General features: G+C 50.9%; 12 protein-coding genes and 1 pseudogene. 12 read left to right on the top strand and 1 reads right to left on the bottom strand.

The features are described from left to right. Nucleotides 1–30 precede the first annotated feature (30 nt). From gshB to cas4, 12 genes and pseudogenes are all read left to right on the top strand, one after another. The gene (gene gshB, locus FGL10_RS05125; protein ID WP_036469840.1) at nt 31–987 is read left to right on the top strand and encodes a glutathione synthase; all 957 of its coding nucleotides are present in this window, start codon (nt 31–33) and stop codon (nt 985–987) included. A 311-nt stretch (nt 988–1,298) separates the two neighbouring features. Continuing rightward, a complete protein-coding gene (locus FGL10_RS05120; protein ID WP_002235063.1) occupies nt 1,299–1,682 on the top strand; it encodes a diacylglycerol kinase in 384 nt (127 codons plus the stop codon). A 136-nt stretch (nt 1,683–1,818) separates the two neighbouring features. Next, a complete protein-coding gene (locus tag FGL10_RS05115) occupies nt 1,819–2,292 on the top strand; it encodes a copper chaperone PCu(A)C (RefSeq protein ID WP_003708638.1) in 474 nt (157 codons plus the stop codon). A 124-nt stretch (nt 2,293–2,416) separates the two neighbouring features. Continuing rightward, on the top strand, nt 2,417–3,520 hold the full coding sequence (gene mnmA, locus FGL10_RS05110) for a tRNA 2-thiouridine(34) synthase MnmA (protein WP_003708640.1): 1,104 nt from the start codon (nt 2,417–2,419) through the stop codon (nt 3,518–3,520). Between the two features lie 71 nt (nt 3,521–3,591). Further along, nucleotides 3,592–5,262 (top strand): AMP-binding protein, encoded by a 1,671-nt coding sequence (locus tag FGL10_RS05105; RefSeq protein ID WP_003708642.1) that lies wholly within the window; start codon nt 3,592–3,594, stop codon nt 5,260–5,262. 111 nt (nt 5,263–5,373) lie between these two features. Beyond that, nucleotides 5,374–7,008, top strand: a complete 1,635-nt coding sequence (gene pyrG, locus FGL10_RS05100) for a CTP synthase (RefSeq protein WP_003708644.1) — start codon at nt 5,374–5,376, stop codon at nt 7,006–7,008. 586 nt (nt 7,009–7,594) lie between these two features. After that, nucleotides 7,595–7,864: pseudogene (locus FGL10_RS12925) on the top strand (CRISPR-associated helicase/endonuclease Cas3); the annotation flags it as partial. 137 nt (nt 7,865–8,001) lie between these two features. Beyond that, entirely contained in the window at nt 8,002–10,506 is a 2,505-nt protein-coding gene (locus tag FGL10_RS05090; RefSeq protein WP_036469581.1) for a CRISPR-associated helicase/endonuclease Cas3, read from the top strand. Nucleotides 10,507–10,736: 230 nt separating this feature from the next. Continuing rightward, nucleotides 10,737–11,381, top strand: a complete 645-nt coding sequence (gene cas5c / locus FGL10_RS05085; protein ID WP_003708650.1) for a type I-C CRISPR-associated protein Cas5c — start codon at nt 10,737–10,739, stop codon at nt 11,379–11,381. Continuing rightward, nucleotides 11,378–13,135, top strand: a complete 1,758-nt coding sequence (cas8c, locus tag FGL10_RS05080; protein WP_003708651.1) for a type I-C CRISPR-associated protein Cas8c/Csd1 — start codon at nt 11,378–11,380, stop codon at nt 13,133–13,135. The genes cas5c and cas8c overlap by 4 nt, the downstream gene beginning before the upstream one ends. A gap of 12 nt (nt 13,136–13,147) precedes the next feature. Further along, on the top strand, nt 13,148–13,999 hold the full coding sequence (gene cas7c, locus FGL10_RS05075) for a type I-C CRISPR-associated protein Cas7/Csd2 (RefSeq protein ID WP_003708653.1): 852 nt from the start codon (nt 13,148–13,150) through the stop codon (nt 13,997–13,999). 2 nt (nt 14,000–14,001) lie between these two features. Next, nucleotides 14,002–14,652 carry a CRISPR-associated protein Cas4 gene (gene cas4 / locus FGL10_RS05070; RefSeq protein ID WP_003708655.1) on the top strand — a complete coding sequence of 217 codons (651 nt, stop codon included), beginning with the start codon at nt 14,002–14,004 and terminating at the stop codon, nt 14,650–14,652. Nucleotides 14,653–14,691: 39 nt separating this feature from the next. On the opposite strand, the gene rpoD is transcribed toward cas4, so the two are convergent. Further along, a complete protein-coding gene (gene rpoD / locus FGL10_RS05065; protein ID WP_003708658.1) occupies nt 14,692–16,620 on the bottom strand; it encodes an RNA polymerase sigma factor RpoD in 1,929 nt (642 codons plus the stop codon). Between the last annotated feature and the right edge of the window lie 36 nt (nt 16,621–16,656).

Here is a 16,656-nt window from a genome sequence, read left to right as displayed (position 1 = left end):
GCACATTCGGCACACCGGAAAGGAAATATGATGAAAGTCCTCTTTATCGCCGACCCGATGGCAAGTTTCAAAACCTACAAAGACACCACCTACGCGATGATGCGCGAAATGGCAAAACGCGGTTGGCAGCTTTTTCATACCTTGAGCGGGGAATTGTCTGTAAACGGCGGCCTGGTAACGGCACAGGCAGCGGCATTTGAGTTTTTGGGTGCAAAAGCCGATGATGATCATGCATGGTTCAAATCCGCAGAGAAAGTTCAGACGGCATTGAAAGCATTTGATGCCGTGATTATGCGTACCGATCCGCCGTTCGATATGCAATACCTCTACGCCACCCAATTACTGACGCTGGCGGAACAGCAGGGCGCGAAGGTTTTTAACAGCGGACAGGCGATGCGCGACTTCAACGAAAAACTGGCGATTTTGAATTTCAGCCGCTTTACCGCGCCCACGCTGGTAACGACCCGTTCCGCCGATGTCCGCGCATTTTTGAAAGAACACGGCGACATCATCGTCAAACCGCTGGACGGTATGGGCGGTATGGGCATTTTCCGCCTGACCGAAAAAGCCCCCAACATCGGCAGCATCCTCGAAACCCTGATGCGGCTTGATTCCCGCACCATTATGGCGCAACGCTACATTCCCGAAATCGTCCACGGTGACAAACGCATCCTGATTATCGGCGGCGAAGTCGTCCCTTATGCTTTGGCGCGTATTCCGCAAAACGGCGAAACACGCGGCAACCTTGCGGCAGGCGGGCGCGGCGTGGCGCAGGAATTGGGCGGACGCGACCGCGAAATTGCCGAAACGCTCGCCCCCGAACTCAAACGGCGCGGCATCCTGCTGGCCGGTTTGGACGTTATCGGCAGCAACCTGACCGAAGTCAACGTAACCAGCCCGACCGGATTCCAAGAAATTATGAAACAAAAAGGTTTCGATGTGGCGGCAATGTTTGCCGATGCCGTTGCCGCGTGGTCGGTACGTTAAACCGATGCCGTCTGAAAGGCTTTTGCTTCACAACCGCCTGGTTTGATCGGGCAGGCAGGGTTTTCTCTCAGCCGGCAGGGATGCGCTTAATACCGTACGGACACCCCTCCGCCCCGTTTTCAGACGGTATATATAGTGGATTAACAAAAATCAGGACAAGGCGACGAAGCCGCAGACAGTACAAATAGTACGGAACCGATTCACTTGGTGCTTGAGCACCTTAGAGAATCGTTCTCTTTGAGCTAAGGCGAGGCAACGCCGTACTGGTTTTTGTTAATCCACTATATTGAGAACATTTTGAAAGGATACCGATGGAACCTTCCTCCTACGCGGCAGAAAAAAAAGGAAAAGGCGGCATCAGGCGCGTTATTAACGCATTCGGCTATTCGATAGACGGCATCGCCGCTGCCTACCGTTACGAAGCGGCATTCCGTCAGGTTTTGTGGCTGAACGCGCTGCTGGTGTGCGCGGCATTTTTTTGGGTTTCCGAAACCGCCGTCCGCCTGCCGTTGATTATCGCGTCTTTTGTGTCGGTCATTGTCGAACTGTTCAACACCGCCGTCGAAGCCGCCGTCGATCATACTTCGACCGAAAAACACGAGCTGGCCAAACGCGCCAAAGACGCAGGTTCTGCCGCACAATTGTTCGCGATGCTGATGTTGGCGGCGGTTTGGCTGTCCGCCCTGTTCGGGTAAAACGCTTGCAGCAGGATTTGTAACCCTTTAGGATTAGTATGTAGTATTTATTATTCGCTTAATCTATATCAAATTTCCGAACGGTATTTGTTTGTAAGATGAGCGCATCCTCGTTTGACATTTAAGGAGTAGAAAGATGAAAAAACTATTGGCAGCCGTGATGATGGCAGGTTTGGCAGGCGCGGTTTCCGCCGCCGGAGTCCACATCGAGGACGGCTGGGCGCGCACCACCGTCGAAGGTATGAAAATGGGCGGTGCGTTCATGAAAATCCACAACGACGAAGCCAAACAAGACTTTTTGCTCGGCGGAAGCAGCCCTGTTGCCGACCGCATCGAAGTGCATACCCATATCAATGATAACGGTGTGATGCGGATGCGCGAAGTCGAAGGCGGCGTGCCTTTGGAGGCGAAATCCGTTACCGAACTCAAACCCGGCAGCTATCACGTGATGTTTATGGGTTTGAAAAAACAATTAAAAGAGGGCGACAAGATTCCCGTTACCCTGAAATTTAAAAACGCCAAAGCGCAAACCGTCCAACTGGAAGTCAAAACCGCGCCGATGCCGGCAATGGACCACGGTCATCACCACGGCGAAGCGCATCAGCACTAATCTGCTGAAAATATTTGAAATGCCGTCTGAAAAAGCTCGGGCTTTCAGACGGCATTTTTATGCCCGCCTTTAAAATGTGTTAAAATCTGCCTTTAAAAACCGCCGTTTCCAAGCCATCCTGCGTATGAATACGACATCAGACCCCTCCAATATCATCGTCGGGCTCTCCGGCGGTGTCGATTCTTCCGTAACCGCCGCCCTGCTCAAGCAGCAGGGTTATCAAGTGCGCGGTGTGTTTATGCAGAACTGGGAGGACGACGACAACGACGAATATTGCAGCATTAAACAGGATTCGTTCGATGCCATCGCCGTTGCCGATATTGTCGGCATCGATATCGACATCGTTAATTTCGCCGCGCAATATAAAGACAAAGTCTTTGCTTATTTTCTTCAGGAATACAGTGCGGGGCGCACGCCGAATCCCGATGTGTTGTGCAATGCCGAAATCAAATTCAAATGCTTTTTGGACTACGCCGTAGGGCAGGGCGCGGATACCATCGCCACCGGTCACTATGCGCGCAAAGAAGTCTGCAACGGCGTGCATTACCTGCTCAAAGGTTTGGATCGAAACAAAGACCAAAGCTATTTCCTCTACCGCCTCAAGCCTTTCCAACTTGAACGCGCGATTTTCCCGTTGGGCGGTTTGGAAAAACCCGAAGTCCGCCGCCTTGCCGCCGAGTTCAAACTGCCGACCGCCGCCAAAAAAGACAGCACGGGCATCTGTTTCATCGGTGAGCGTCCGTTCCGCGAGTTCCTGCAGAAATACCTGCCGACCGACAACGGCAAAATGGTTACGCCCGAAGGGAAAACCGTCGGAGAACACGTCGGGCTGATGTTCTACACGCTCGGACAGCGCAAAGGTTTGGGCATCGGCGGCGCGGGCGAACCGTGGTTTGTTGCGGCTAAAGATTTGACGAAAAACGAACTGATTGTCGTGCAAGGACACGACCATCCGCTGCTCTATACCCGCAGCCTTGTGATGAACGATTTGAGTTTCACGCTGCCCGAATGTCCGAAAGCAGGGCACTACACCTGCAAAACGCGTTACCGTATGGCGGACGCGCCTTGCGAATTGCGCTATTTGGATGATGAAACCGCAGAGCTGGTGTTTGACGAACCGCAATGGGCGGTTACGCCGGGCCAGTCTGCCGTGCTGTACGACGGCGACATCTGCTTGGGCGGCGGTATCATCCAAACGACCGACAAACCCGTCATCATCACACGATAAAGGTAATGCCGTCTGAAACGGTTTTCAGACGGCATAGTTCTGCTTCATTTCACTCTAAAAGACCGAAAATTATGGAAAAAATCTGGTTAGACAGCTACGAGAAGGACGTCAGTGCCGAAATCGATATCACGCAATACAATTCCATCAGCGATGTATTCCGCCAAAGCGTGGAAAAATTTGCCAGGCTGCCCGCTTTTCAAAATATGGGCAAAACGCTGACTTATGCCGAAACCGGCAAACTGGCGACTGATTTCGCCTCTTATCTGCAAAACGTCCTCAAGCTGCCGCGCGGCGAACGTGTTGCCATTATGATGCCGAACGTATTGCAATACCCGATAGCCCTTTTCGGCATTTTGCAGGCAGGTTTGGTGGCGGTGAACACCAATCCGCTCTATACGCCGCGCGAGCTGGAGCATCAGCTGAAAGACAGCGGCGCGACCGCCATCATCGTTTTGGAAAATTTCGCCAACACGCTGGAGCTGGTGCTGCCGCGCACGCAGATCAAACATGTCATCGTCGCCTCTGTCGGCGAAATGTTCGGACTGCTTAAAGGTTCGCTGATTAATTTCATCATCCGAAAAATCAAGAAAATGGTGCCCGAATACCGCATTCGGGAAACCGTTTCCTTTCAGACGGCATTGAAAGAGGGAGCGAAGCACGTTTTCCAACCTGTCGCATTAAACCGCGAAGATACCGCGCTGTTGCAATACACGGGCGGCACGACGGGCGTTGCCAAAGGCGCAGTGCTGAGCCACGGCAACATCTGCGCCAATATGCTTCAGGCAAAAGAATGGATTAAAAACCAGTTGCGCGAGGGAAAAGAAACCGTTATCGCCGCCTTGCCGCTGTACCATATTTTTGCCTTAACCGTGAATCTGATGATTTTTGCCAATGCCGGCTCAAAAATCATCCTGATTACCAACCCGCGCGATATGAAAGGCTTTATCGGCGAACTGAAAAAACAGCGGGTTAATGTATTTATCGGCGTAAACACGCTGTTTAACGCGATGGTTAACCGGCCCGATTTTGCCGAAGTCGATTTTTCAGAATTGCGGCTGACTTTGGGCGGCGGTATGGCGACCCAAAAAGCCGTTGCCGAAAAATGGAAAAAAATCACCGGCACGCCCATCGTCGAAGCCTACGGTTTGACCGAAGCCAGCCCAGGCGTGTGCTGCAACCCCTTAAACATCGAATCATACAGCGGCAGCATCGGTTTGCCCGTCCCGTCCACCGAAGTAGAACTGCGCGGGTCGGACGGCAAAGAAGTCCCCGTCGGGCAGCCGGGCGAATTGTGGGTAAAAGGCCCTCAAGTGATGCAAGGCTACTGGAACCGCCCCGAAGAAACCGCCAAAGCCATAGACGCGCGCGGCTTTTTGGAAACCGGTGATATTGCCGTGATGGACGAAAAAGGCCGGTTGAAGCTGGTCGACCGTAAGAAAGACCTCGTCGTTGTTTCCGGATTCAATGTTTATCCGAACGAAATCGAGGAAGTCATCGCGCATCACGGCAAAGTGATGGAAATCGCCTGTATCGGCGTACCCGACGAAAAAACCGGGGAAGCCTTAAAAGTATTCGTCGTCAGAAAAGACCCGTCATTGACGAAAGAAGAACTTATCGCCTTTTGCCGCACCGAATTAACCGCATATAAAGTACCGAAAAATATCGAATTCCGCGACGAGTTGCCCAAGTCCAACGTCGGCAAAATCCTGCGCCGCGAGTTGCGCCAAAGTACCGGGAAATAAAGAAAAGATGCCGTCTGAAAACAGCCGTCCACCGTTCAGACGGCATCCGTCCGTTTGCCAGAACCGCGCGCTTCACGTTAAAATCACGCATTCCAATACGGGTATTTCATTATGACCAAATTCATTTTCGTCACCGGCGGCGTTGTCTCCTCACTGGGTAAAGGTATCGCCGCCGCTTCTATTGCCGCCATCCTCGAATCGCGCGGCTTGAACGTTACCATGCTCAAGCTCGATCCTTATATCAACGTCGATCCCGGCACGATGAGCCCGTTCCAACACGGCGAAGTGTTCGTAACCGACGACGGCGCGGAAACCGACCTCGACTTGGGACACTACGAACGGTTTATCGATTCCACGATGACCCGCCGCAACAGCTTCAGCACGGGACAGGTGTACGAAAACGTCATCGCCAAAGAACGACGGGGCGACTACCTCGGCGGTACGGTTCAAGTCATTCCGCACATTACCGACGAAATCAAACGACGCATCCATGAAGGCGCGACGGGTTACGATGTGGCGATTGTCGAAATCGGCGGCACGGTCGGCGACATCGAATCGCTGCCGTTTTTGGAAGCCATCCGCCAGATGCGAAGCCAGTTGGGACGGAACAACACCCTGTTCGCCCACTTGAGCTACGTTCCCTACATTGCCGCTGCAGGCGAAATCAAAACCAAGCCGACCCAGCACACCGTTAAAGAAATGTTGAGCATCGGTTTGCAACCCGACATCCTGATTTGTCGTATGGACAGGACAATGCCTGCGGACGAACGCCGCAAAATCGCCTTGTTCTGCAACGTGGAAGAGCGTGCGATTGTCGGCAGCTACGATGTGGACAGCATCTACGAATGCCCCGAAATGCTGCACGACCAAGGCATCGACAACATCATTACCGAGCAGTTGCAGCTTAACGTGCAACAGGCGGATTTGACCGCGTGGAAAAAAATCGTCCACGCCGTCAAAAATCCGAAACACACCGTCAAAATCGCGATGGTCGGCAAATACGTCGATTTGACCGAATCCTACAAATCATTGATTGAAGCCTTGAAACACGCGGGCATCCACACCGAAACCGACGTGCAGATTACCTTTGTCGACAGCGAAAACATCGAGAAAAACAAGGGCGACGTTTCTATGCTCAAAGATATGGATGCCATCCTCGTTCCCGGCGGTTTCGGTTTGCGCGGCGTGGAAGGCAAAATCGCCGCCGTGCGCTATGCCCGTGAAAACAACGTGCCATATTTGGGCATCTGCCTCGGTATGCAGATTGCGCTGATCGAATACGCCCGCGACGTGGCAGGCTTGAAAGGCGCGAATTCCACTGAGTTCGACCTCAAATGCACCGCGCCAGTCGTTGCCCTGATTGACGAATGGCAAACTGCCGACGGCAGCGTCGAAACCCGCGACGAATCCACCGATTTGGGCGGCACGATGCGTTTGGGCGCGCAAGAAGTCGAATTGAAAGCAGGCAGCCTCGCCGCCAAAATCTACGGCAGCGAACACATCTGCGAACGCCACCGCCACCGCTACGAAGTCAACAACAACTATGTTCCTCAGTTGGAAAAAGCAGGCTTGGTCATCGGCGGCGTATCCGCCGGACGCGAACGCTTGGTCGAAACCATCGAGCTGCCGAACCACCCTTGGTTCTTCGCCTGCCAGTTCCATCCCGAATTCACTTCCAACCCGCGCAAAGGGCATCCCTTGTTCACCGCGTTTGTCAAAGCCGCGTTGAACAATAAAAAAGCCTGATAAAGCGTTACTTGATGATCAAAATGCCGTCTGAAAGCCTGAATGAAGACTTTCAGACGGCATTTTTGCAAATCGGGGATCATAAAAGCCATCAATTTAATTTTTATGGTTTTATCTAATATTGACCAACTGAATATTGTTAAGCAGGGCGTGAAACTCAAGATTATTGTTTTTATAGTCGTGCAAGTCCGGTTTTGACAGGAAATAGCTTTAAAAATCAGTTTTGCTTAGTTTGATGGGGATGATGGTTTTGAGTTGATATGTTTAGAATATCAAAATTTAATTGTAAAAATAAGGAGTTTAGATGAAGGTTTATTATGCTCATTCCGCCCAAGGCCAATTCTGCAACCTTTTGCCTTACGAACGCTGGAAAACCCTTCAATCCCACGCCCAAAATGTCGGCAATTCGGCTGCAAATTTTGCTCAAGTTTTCGGCGCGCAAGACATCGCTTATCACGCCGGTCAACTACACGATTTAGGAAGATACTCGCTTGAATTTCAGGCTAGATTAAATGGCGGGAGCAGGCCTGTCGACCATTCTACTGCCGGGGCAAAAATCGCAGTCGAGCGTTGGGGCAGCATTGCTATAATGCGTGCCAAACACCGCACTCAAAAACTTGATGAGATTCGAGGCCGTCTGAAAAACGGCGATCCCTGCCGCGTCATCGTCACCTCTTTAATCGAAGCCGGTGTGGATGTCGATTTTCCGCTGGTGATGTGCGCTGAAGTAGGTTTAGACAGCGTTGCCCAAGCCGCCGGCCGCTGCAACCGCGAAGGCAAAAGGCCGTCTGAAAACAGATCTGTCTGGATATTCGCGCCCGAAGCACAATGGAAAGCCCCGTCTGAACTTACCGCCTAAGCTGCCGTTATGCGCCTGACCGCCGACAGCTTTTCAGACGACTTCATTCCACAGATTTTCGATTTTTCAACGCCTCAAGCTATTTGTATGGCTTGTTCGTTAAATTTTGCACGTTTCAAATTTGGAGAATCGATGTGAATTTCGACTATATAGCCCACGCTCGCCAAGACTCATCAAAAAATTGGCATTCCCATCCCCTGCAAAAACATCTACAAAAAGTCGCCCAACTCGCCAAGCGTTTTGCAGGGCGTTATGGGTCGTTGTTTGCCGAATATGCGGGGCTTTTGCACGATTTGGGGAAATTTCAGGAATCTTTTCAGAAATATATCCGTAATGCATCCGGCTTTGAAAAAGAAAATGCCCATTTGGAAGATGTCGAATCTACCAAGTTGCGCAAAATTCCGCATTCCACTGCCGGTGCCAAATATGCGGTAGAACGTCTAAATCCATTTTTCGGGCATTTGCTGGCATATTTGATTGCCGGGCATCATGCTGGGCTGGCAGATTGGTATGACAAAGGCAGCCTGAAACGCCGTCTGCAACAGGCGGATGACGAGTTGGCAGCGTCTTTGTCGGGCTTTGTGGAAAGTAGTTTGCCCGAAGATTTTTTCCCGTTATCAGATGATGACTTGATGCGGGATTTTTTTGCGTTTTGGGAAGACGGGGCAAAGCTGGAAGAATTGCATATTTGGATGCGTTTTCTCTTTTCCTGCTTGGTGGATGCCGATTTTTTGGATACCGAAGCCTTTATGAACGGCTATGCCGATGCAGATACTGCGCAGGCTGCCGGATTGCGCCCAAAATTTCCCGGTTTGGATGAGTTACACCGGCGATATGAGCAATATATGGCGCAACTTTCAGAAAAAGCAGATAAAAATTCATCTTTAAACCAAGAACGCCACGCCATTTTGCAGCAATGTTTTTCTGCCGCAGAAACGGACCGTACTTTGTTTTCTTTAACCGTGCCGACCGGTGGCGGTAAAACTTTGGCGAGCTTGGGCTTCGCTTTGAAGCACGCGCTGAAATTTGGCAAAAAACGTATTATCTATGCTATTCCTTTCACCAGTATTATCGAGCAGAATGCCAATGTTTTCCGCAATGCATTAGGCGATGATGTGGTTTTAGAACACCACAGCAATTTGGAAGTGAAAGAAGATAAGGAAACAGCGAAAACTCGTCTTGCTACGGAAAATTGGGACGCGCCGCTGATTGTTACTACCAATGTGCAACTGTTTGAAAGCCTGTTTGCGGCGAAAACCAGCCGTTGCCGCAAGATTCACAATATTGCCGACAGCGTGGTGATTTTGGATGAAGCCCAGCAGCTTCCGCGCGATTTCCAAAAACCGATTACCGACATGATGCGGGTGCTGGCGCGTGATTACGGCGTTACCTTTGTGCTGTGCACGGCAACCCAACCGGAGCTTGGCAAAAATATCGACGCATTCGGTCGCACTATTTTGGAAGGGCTACCAGATGTGCGCGAAATTGTGGCAGACAAAATTGCCTTATCGGAAAAACTGCGCCGCGTCCGCATCAAAATGCCGCCGCCAAACGGCGAAACGCAAAGCTGGCAGAAAATTGCCGATGAAATAGCCGCGCGCCCGTGTGTTTTGGCAGTGGTCAATACGCGAAAACACGCCCAAAAACTCTTTGCCGCCCTGCCTTCTAACGGAATCAAGCTACATTTATCTGCCAATATGTGCGCCACACACTGCAGCGAAGTGATTGCGTTGGTTCGCCGATATTTGGCACTGTATCGCGCAGGCAGCCTGCACAAGCCCTTGTGGCTGGTCAGCACGCAGTTGATTGAAGCAGGCGTGGATTTGGATTTCCCTTGCGTGTATCGGGCGATGGCAGGGCTGGACAGCATTGCCCAGGCGGCGGGACGGTGCAACCGTGAAGGTAAACTGCCGCAGTTGGGCGAAGTAGTCGTATTCCGCGCCGAAGAAGGCGCGCCCAGCGGCAGCCTGAAACAGGGGCAGGACATTACCGAAGAGATGCTGAAAGCAGGGCTGCTTGATGACCCGCTTTCCCCGTTGGCATTTGCCGAATATTTCCGCCGATTCAACGGCAAAGGTGATGTGGACAAACACGGTATCACAACGCTTTTGACGGCAGAAGCATCAAATGAAAATCCGCTGGCAATTAAATTCCGCACAGCTGCCGAACGTTTCCACCTGATTGATAACCAAGGCGTGGCACTCATTGTGCCGTTTATCCCGTTGGCTCATTGGGAAAAAGACGGCAGTCCGCAAATCGTCGAAGCAAACGAGCTGGACGATTTTTTCAGACGACATCTAGATGGTGTTGAAGTTTCAGAATGGCAGGATATTTTGGACAAACAACGCTTTCCGCAGCCGCCAGACAACTCCTTTGGGCAAACCGATCAACCACTGCTGCCCGAGCCGTTTGAAAGCTGGTTCGGTCTGTTGGAAAGCGACCCGCTCAAACACAAATGGGTTTACCGCAAGCTGCAACGCTACACGATTACTGTGTACGAACACGAACTGAAAAAGTTGCCTGAACATGCCGTTTTTTCAAGAGCGGGATTGCTCGTGTTAGATAAGGGCTATTACAAAGCCGTGCTTGGCGCGGATTTTGACGATGCGGCTTGGCTACCTGAAAATTCGGTTTTATGAAAAATGCCCCTATTGCTAGGGGCATTTTGTCATTTTTAACATAGCACTATGGTTTCAACACACAGCCACCCGAAGGCGGCCGACCGTTCACAACTCATTTATTTAAAGCATAGATAAAGTCGTTGAACGTGGGTACATTTTACAACACATTAAAAAATAAGCGAATGATACTTGACAAATAAAGCTAAAATTAATTAATATAGCTCTATGGAAATTATTAAGGAGGCAATATGAGGTTCATCCTGGAAATCAGTGGTGATTTGGCATGCTTCACAAGGTCTGAGCTAAAGGTGGAAAGGGTTAGTTATCCTGTGATAACGCCGTCTGCCGCCAGGAACATCCTAATGGCGATATTGTGGAAGCCGGCGATTCGCTGGAAGGTCTTGAAGATAGAAATCCTAAAACCGATTCAGTGGACGAATATCCGCCGCAACGAAGTGGGAACTAAGATGAGTGAGCGTAGCGGCTCGCTCTATATTGAAGATAACCGCCAGCAGCGCGCATCCATGCTGCTGAAAGACGTTGCCTACCGCATTCACGCCGATTTTGACATGACCAGTGAAGCGGGCGAGAGCGACAACTATGTTAAATTTGCCGAAATGTTCAAGCGGCGGGCAAAGAAAGGACAATATTTCCACCAACCTTATTTAGGCTGTCGTGAGTTTCCTTGTGATTTCAGGTTGCTGGAAAAAGCCGAAGATGGATTGCCACTCGAAGACATTACCCAAGATTTCGGTTTTATGCTGTATGACATGGATTTCAGCAAATCCGACCCGCGTGATTCCAATAACGCCGAGCCGATGTTTTACCAATGCAAAGCGGTAAACGGCGTGATTACCGTGCCGCCTGCCGACAGCGAGGAGGTGAAACGATGATTTTGCACGCGCTCACCCAATACTATCAACGCAAAGCCGAAAGTGATGGCGGTATTGCCCAGGAAGGGTTTGAAAACAAAGAAATACCGTTCATTATCGTTATAGACAAACAGGGTAATTTTATTCAGCTGGAAGATACCCGTGAGCTGAAAGTTAAGAAGAAAGTTGGCCGCACTTTTTTAGTACCGAAAGGTTTGGGCAGGAGCGGTTCAAAATCCTACGAAGTAAGCAATTTATTGTGGGATCACTACGGTTATGTACTTGCTTATGCCGGAGAAAAAGGGCAGGAGCAGGCGGACAAACAGCATGCCAGCTTTACCGCCAAAGTAAATGAATTGAAACAGGCGCTGCCCGATGATGCAGGTGTTACTGCGGTTGCTGCCTTTTTGTCTTCTGCGGAAGAAAAAAGCAAAGTCATGCAGGCTGCAAATTGGGCGGAGTGTGCCAAAGTCAAAGGCTGTAATCTCAGCTTCCGCCTGGTGGATGAAGCGGTAGATTTGGTTTGCCAGTCAAAGGCGGTGCGGGAATATGTGAGTCAAGCAAATCAAACGCAATCCGATAATGTCCAAAAAGGCATTTGCCTGGTAACGGGCAAAGCTGCGCCGATTGCGCGGCTGCATAACGCCGTGAAAGGCGTGAATGCCAAGCCCGCCCCGTTTGCATCGGTAAATCTGTCGGCTTTTGAATCATACGGCAAAGAGCAGGGCTTTATCTTTCCCGTGGGCGAGCAAGCCATGTTCGAATATACCACCGCCTTGAACACCTTGCTTGCTAGCGAAAACCGATTCCGTATCGGCGATGTAACGGCCGTATGTTGGGGCGCGAAACGGACTCCGTTGGAGGAAAGTCTTGCTTCGATGATTAACGGCGGCGGCAAAGACAAGCCCGATGAGCATATCGATGCCGTTAAAACTCTTTATAAAAGCCTATACAACGGTCAATACCAAAAACCTGACGGCAAAGAAAAATTCTACCTTTTAGGTTTATCGCCCAATTCCGCGCGCATTGTCGTCCGCTTTTGGCATGAAACCACCGTTGCCGCCTTATCAGAAAGTATTGCGGCGTGGTATGACGATTTGCAAATGGTGCGCGGCGAAAACTCGCCATACCCCGAATATATGCCGCTACCGCGCCTGCTGGGTAATTTGGTGTTGGACGGCAAAATGGAAAACCTGCCATCTGACCTGATTGCCCAAATAACCGATGCCGCGCTCAACAACCGTGTTTTACCCGTCAGCCTGTTGCAGGCTGCTTTGCGGCGCAACAAGGCGGAACAGAAAATTACCTATGGCAGAGCAAGTCTGCTTAAAGCCTATATCAATCGCGCAATCCGTGCGGGTCGTCTGAAAAACATGAAGGAGCTAACTATGGGCCTAGATAGAAACCGTCAAGACATCGGCTATGTGCTGGGGCGGCTGTTTGCCGTGCTGGAAAAAATACAAGCCGAGGCCAATCCCGGCTTGAACGCCACCATTGCCGACCGCTATTTCGGTTCGGCAAGCAGCACACCGATTGCCGTATTCGGCACACTGATGCGCTTGTTGCCGCACCATTTGAACAAACTGGAATTTGAAGGACGTGCCGTACAACTGCAATGGGAAATCCGCCAGATTTTGGAACATTGTCAGAGATTTCCTAACCATTTGAATTTGGAACAGCAAGGCCTATTTGCCATCGGTTACTACCACGAAACCCAATTCCTGTTTACCAAAGACGCATTGAAAAACCTGTTCAACGAAGCGAAAACCGCATAAGGAGCAAATGCTATGACTATTGAAAAACGCTACGACTTTGTCTTTTTATTTGATGTGCAAGACGGCAATCCCAACGGCGATCCTGACGCAGGTAACCTGCCGCGTATCGACCCGCAAACCGGCGAAGGTTTGGTAACTGATGTTTGCCTGAAACGCAAAGTCCGCAACTTTATCCAAATGACTCAAAATGACGAACATCACGACATCTTTATCCGCGAAAAAGGCATTTTGAACAACCTGATTGACGAAGCCCACGAGCAGGAAAACGTAAAAGGCAAAGAAAAAGGCGAGAAAACCGAAGCTGCCCGCCAATACATGTGCAGCCGTTATTACGACATCCGCACATTTGGCGCAGTGATGACTACCGGCAAAAATGCAGGACAAGTACGCGGTCCCGTGCAACTGACTTTTTCTCGCTCTATTGATCCCATCATGACCTTGGAACACAGCATTACCCGCATGGCGGTTACCAACGAAAAAGATGCCAGTGAAACCGGCGACAACCGTACAATGGGTCGCAAATTCACCGTCCCCTACGGTCTATACCGCTGCCATGGCTTCATTTCTACCCATTTTGCCAAACAAACAGGCTTTTCCGAAAACGATTTAGAGCTGTTTTGGCAGGCACTTGTCAATATGTTTGACCACGACCATTCCGCCGCACGCGGACAAATGAACGCACGCGGGCTCTATGTGTTTGAACACAGCAATAATCTAGGTGATGCGCCTGCTGATAGTCTGTTCAAACGCATTCAGGTAGTCAAAAAGGACGGTGTAGAAGTAGTAAGGAGTTTTGACGATTATCTTGTCAGCGTAGACGATAAGAATCTTGAAGAAACCAAGCTGTTGCGTAAATTAGGCTGAAAATGACCGCACTTTCAACTGAAACCCAAGGGGAAAATCAGGACACGCGCCTGATTCCCCTTTCCGCCCTGCAACACTACGCCTTCTGCCCGCGGCAATGCGCGTTGATTCACAATGAACAGGCGTGGGCGGAGAACTATTTGACCGCGCAGGGCAAGGCACTGCATGAGCGGGTGGATTCGGGTGAGCCGGAAACGCGCAAGGGCGTGCGCTTTGAGCGGACGGTACACGTTTCGGCGGAAAAACCGGGCATCAGCGGCGTGTTGGATTTGGTGGAAGTGGAAACGAAAACAGGCCGTCTGAAACCCGTGGAATACAAACGCGGCAAGCCCAAACCTGACCCGATGGACGAAATCCAGCTTTGCGCCCAAGGCTTGTGCCTAGAGGAAATGACAGGGCAAACCGTCTCTGAGGGCGCACTGTGGTATATGCAAACCCGCCGCCGTGTCCCCGTCGTGTTTTCAGACGACCTGCGCGCCCAAACCCTCGCAACTATAGCCGCCGTGCGCGAACTCTTAAACAGCGGACAAACCCCACCGCCCGACTACGGCAAACGCTGCAAAGCCTGCTCGCTGGCGGAGATATGCCAGCCGGAGTTGTTGGCGAAACGGGATGGGAGTGTGGGATATGTGGAAGCGTTGTTTATTGTGTAAGAAAAAACCGCAGGTATTTGAAATCTGCGGTTTTTTGGTTTATAGCTTGCTGTCTTCGCTGTCCAAGAAACTTCTCAAACGGTCGCTTCTTGTCGGATGCCGCAGCTTGCGGAGTGCTTTTGCCTCGATTTGTCGGATGCGTTCGCGCGTTACGTCAAACTGTCTGCCGACTTCTTCCAGCGTGTGGTCGGTGTTCATATCGATGCCGAAACGCATACGCAGGACTTTTGCCTCACGCGGTGTCAGGCTTTCGAGGATTTCTTTGGTTACTTCGTGCAGGCTGGTGTACATTGCCGCATCGGCCGGCGCAACATTGTTGGCATCTTCGATGAAATCGCCCAAGTGCGAATCGTCGTCGTCGCCAATGGGGGTTTCCATCGAAATCGGCTCTTTGGCGATTTTCATGATTTTGCGGATTTTGTCTTCGGGCATCTGCATCAGTTCGGCAAGTTTGGCAGAATCGGGTTCTTCGCCGGTTTCTTGAAGGTGCTGGCGCGAGATGCGGTTCATCTTGTTGATGGTTTCAATCATATGAACCGGAATGCGGATGGTACGCGCCTGATCGGCAATCGAGCGGGTGATTGCCTGACGGATCCACCAGGTTGCGTAGGTGGAGAATTTGTAGCCCCGGCGGTATTCGAACTTGTCGACCGCCTTCATCAGGCCGATGTTGCCTTCCTGAATCAAATCAAGGAACTGCAAGCCCCGGTTGGTGTATTTTTTGGCGATGGAAATGACGAGGCGCAAGTTTGCCTGAATCATTTCCTGTTTGGCGGCTGCGGTTTCTTTTTCGCTTGACACCATATTTTTGTTGATTTCTTTTAACTCTTCGATGGAAATGCGGGTTTCTTTTTCCATATCCGCCAACTCGGTTTGTTTTTCGAGAATAGCGTGGCGGAAGCGGTCGAGTGCGTTGCTCCAAACCCTGCCTTTGGCGATCTCTTCTTCAATCCATTGCAGATTGGTGATTTCGGGCAGGAAGTTTTGGATGAAGTAGTCGCGTTCCATATGGACGCGGTCGAGGCAGATGTCGCGGATTTCGCGTTCGAGTTTGCGGATGTTTTCTACTTTTCCGCGCAGGCTGCTGCTGAGGCTGTCGATTTGGCGGGTGGCGAAGCGGACTTCCAAAAGTTTGTTGGCGATGGCATCGCGGTAGGCGAGATAGTCTTTGTGCCGGCTGTGGTGTTTTTCCAAGCGGCCGATCATTTTTTTGTAGTCTTTTTCGATTTGGGCAAAGTGGCCGATGACTTTTTGTTTCAATTCGGCGAGATTGGCTGCCGAGATTTCATCCGCATCTTCTTCCGACTCTTCGTCGTCTTCGTTTTCATCCGAATTGTCGTTGGAAGGTTTCTCGGGCACTGTGGTTTCCAAGTGTCCCAAGCCCAATTCGTTGAGCAATACTTCATTCGGGTCGATAATGGCTTCTACGACTTCGTCGACGCGGATTTCGTCTTTGCGGATTTTTTCGATGAGTTCTAAGATTTCCGCAATGGATCCCGGGCAGGCGGAGATGGCCTGAACCATATTTTTCAGGGCGTTTTCGATTTTTTTGGCGATGATGATTTCGTCTTCGCGGGTCAGCAGGTCGACCTGCCCCATTTCGCGCATATACATACGGACGGGGTCGGTCGTCCTGCCGAACTCGGAATCTGCGCTGGAAAGGGCGGCCTCGGCTTCTTCGACGGCATCATCGTCGGTAACGGCGGCATTGTCGCTTAACAATATGTCTTCCGCATCGGGGGCGTGTTCGGTAACTTGGATGCCTAAACCGGAAATCATACTGACGATGTTGTCGATTTGATCGGCATCGGACATATCGTCGGGCAGTGCGTCATTGATTTCGGAGTAGGTGATGTAGCCGCGTTCTTTGCCCATAATGATGAGTTGGCGCAGGCGCGCGCGTTGTTCCTCAATCGTCAGGGGGCGGGTATCGTCTTGGTATTCTTCGTGATTTTGGTTTTTGGACATTGTCTGCTTTCTGTTGGTAAGGTGCCGACGGTTTGC

The sequence above is a fragment of the Neisseria lactamica genome, from assembly GCF_901482445.1.
Lineage (GTDB): Bacteria > Pseudomonadota > Gammaproteobacteria > Burkholderiales > Neisseriaceae > Neisseria > Neisseria lactamica.
This window is presented reverse-complemented; position numbering and strand designations above follow the sequence as displayed.

What these genes read in the sequence shown, in the direction of transcription:
- gshB (WP_036469840.1), top strand. Translation starts at nt 31, where the DNA reads ATGAAAGTCCTCTTTATCGCCGACCCGATGGCAAGTTTCAAAACCTAC.
- FGL10_RS05120 (WP_002235063.1), top strand. Translation starts at nt 1,299, where the DNA reads ATGGAACCTTCCTCCTACGCGGCAGAAAAAAAAGGAAAAGGCGGCATC.
- FGL10_RS05115 (WP_003708638.1), top strand. Translation starts at nt 1,819, where the DNA reads ATGAAAAAACTATTGGCAGCCGTGATGATGGCAGGTTTGGCAGGCGCG.
- mnmA (WP_003708640.1), top strand. Translation starts at nt 2,417, where the DNA reads ATGAATACGACATCAGACCCCTCCAATATCATCGTCGGGCTCTCCGGC.
- FGL10_RS05105 (WP_003708642.1), top strand. Translation starts at nt 3,592, where the DNA reads ATGGAAAAAATCTGGTTAGACAGCTACGAGAAGGACGTCAGTGCCGAA.
- pyrG (WP_003708644.1), top strand. Translation starts at nt 5,374, where the DNA reads ATGACCAAATTCATTTTCGTCACCGGCGGCGTTGTCTCCTCACTGGGT.
- cas5c (WP_003708650.1), top strand. Translation starts at nt 10,737, where the DNA reads ATGAGGTTCATCCTGGAAATCAGTGGTGATTTGGCATGCTTCACAAGG.
- cas8c (WP_003708651.1), top strand. Translation starts at nt 11,378, where the DNA reads ATGATTTTGCACGCGCTCACCCAATACTATCAACGCAAAGCCGAAAGT.
- cas7c (WP_003708653.1), top strand. Translation starts at nt 13,148, where the DNA reads ATGACTATTGAAAAACGCTACGACTTTGTCTTTTTATTTGATGTGCAA.
- cas4 (WP_003708655.1), top strand. Translation starts at nt 14,002, where the DNA reads ATGACCGCACTTTCAACTGAAACCCAAGGGGAAAATCAGGACACGCGC.
- rpoD (WP_003708658.1), bottom strand. Translation starts at nt 16,620, where the DNA reads ATGTCCAAAAACCAAAATCACGAAGAATACCAAGACGATACCCGCCCC.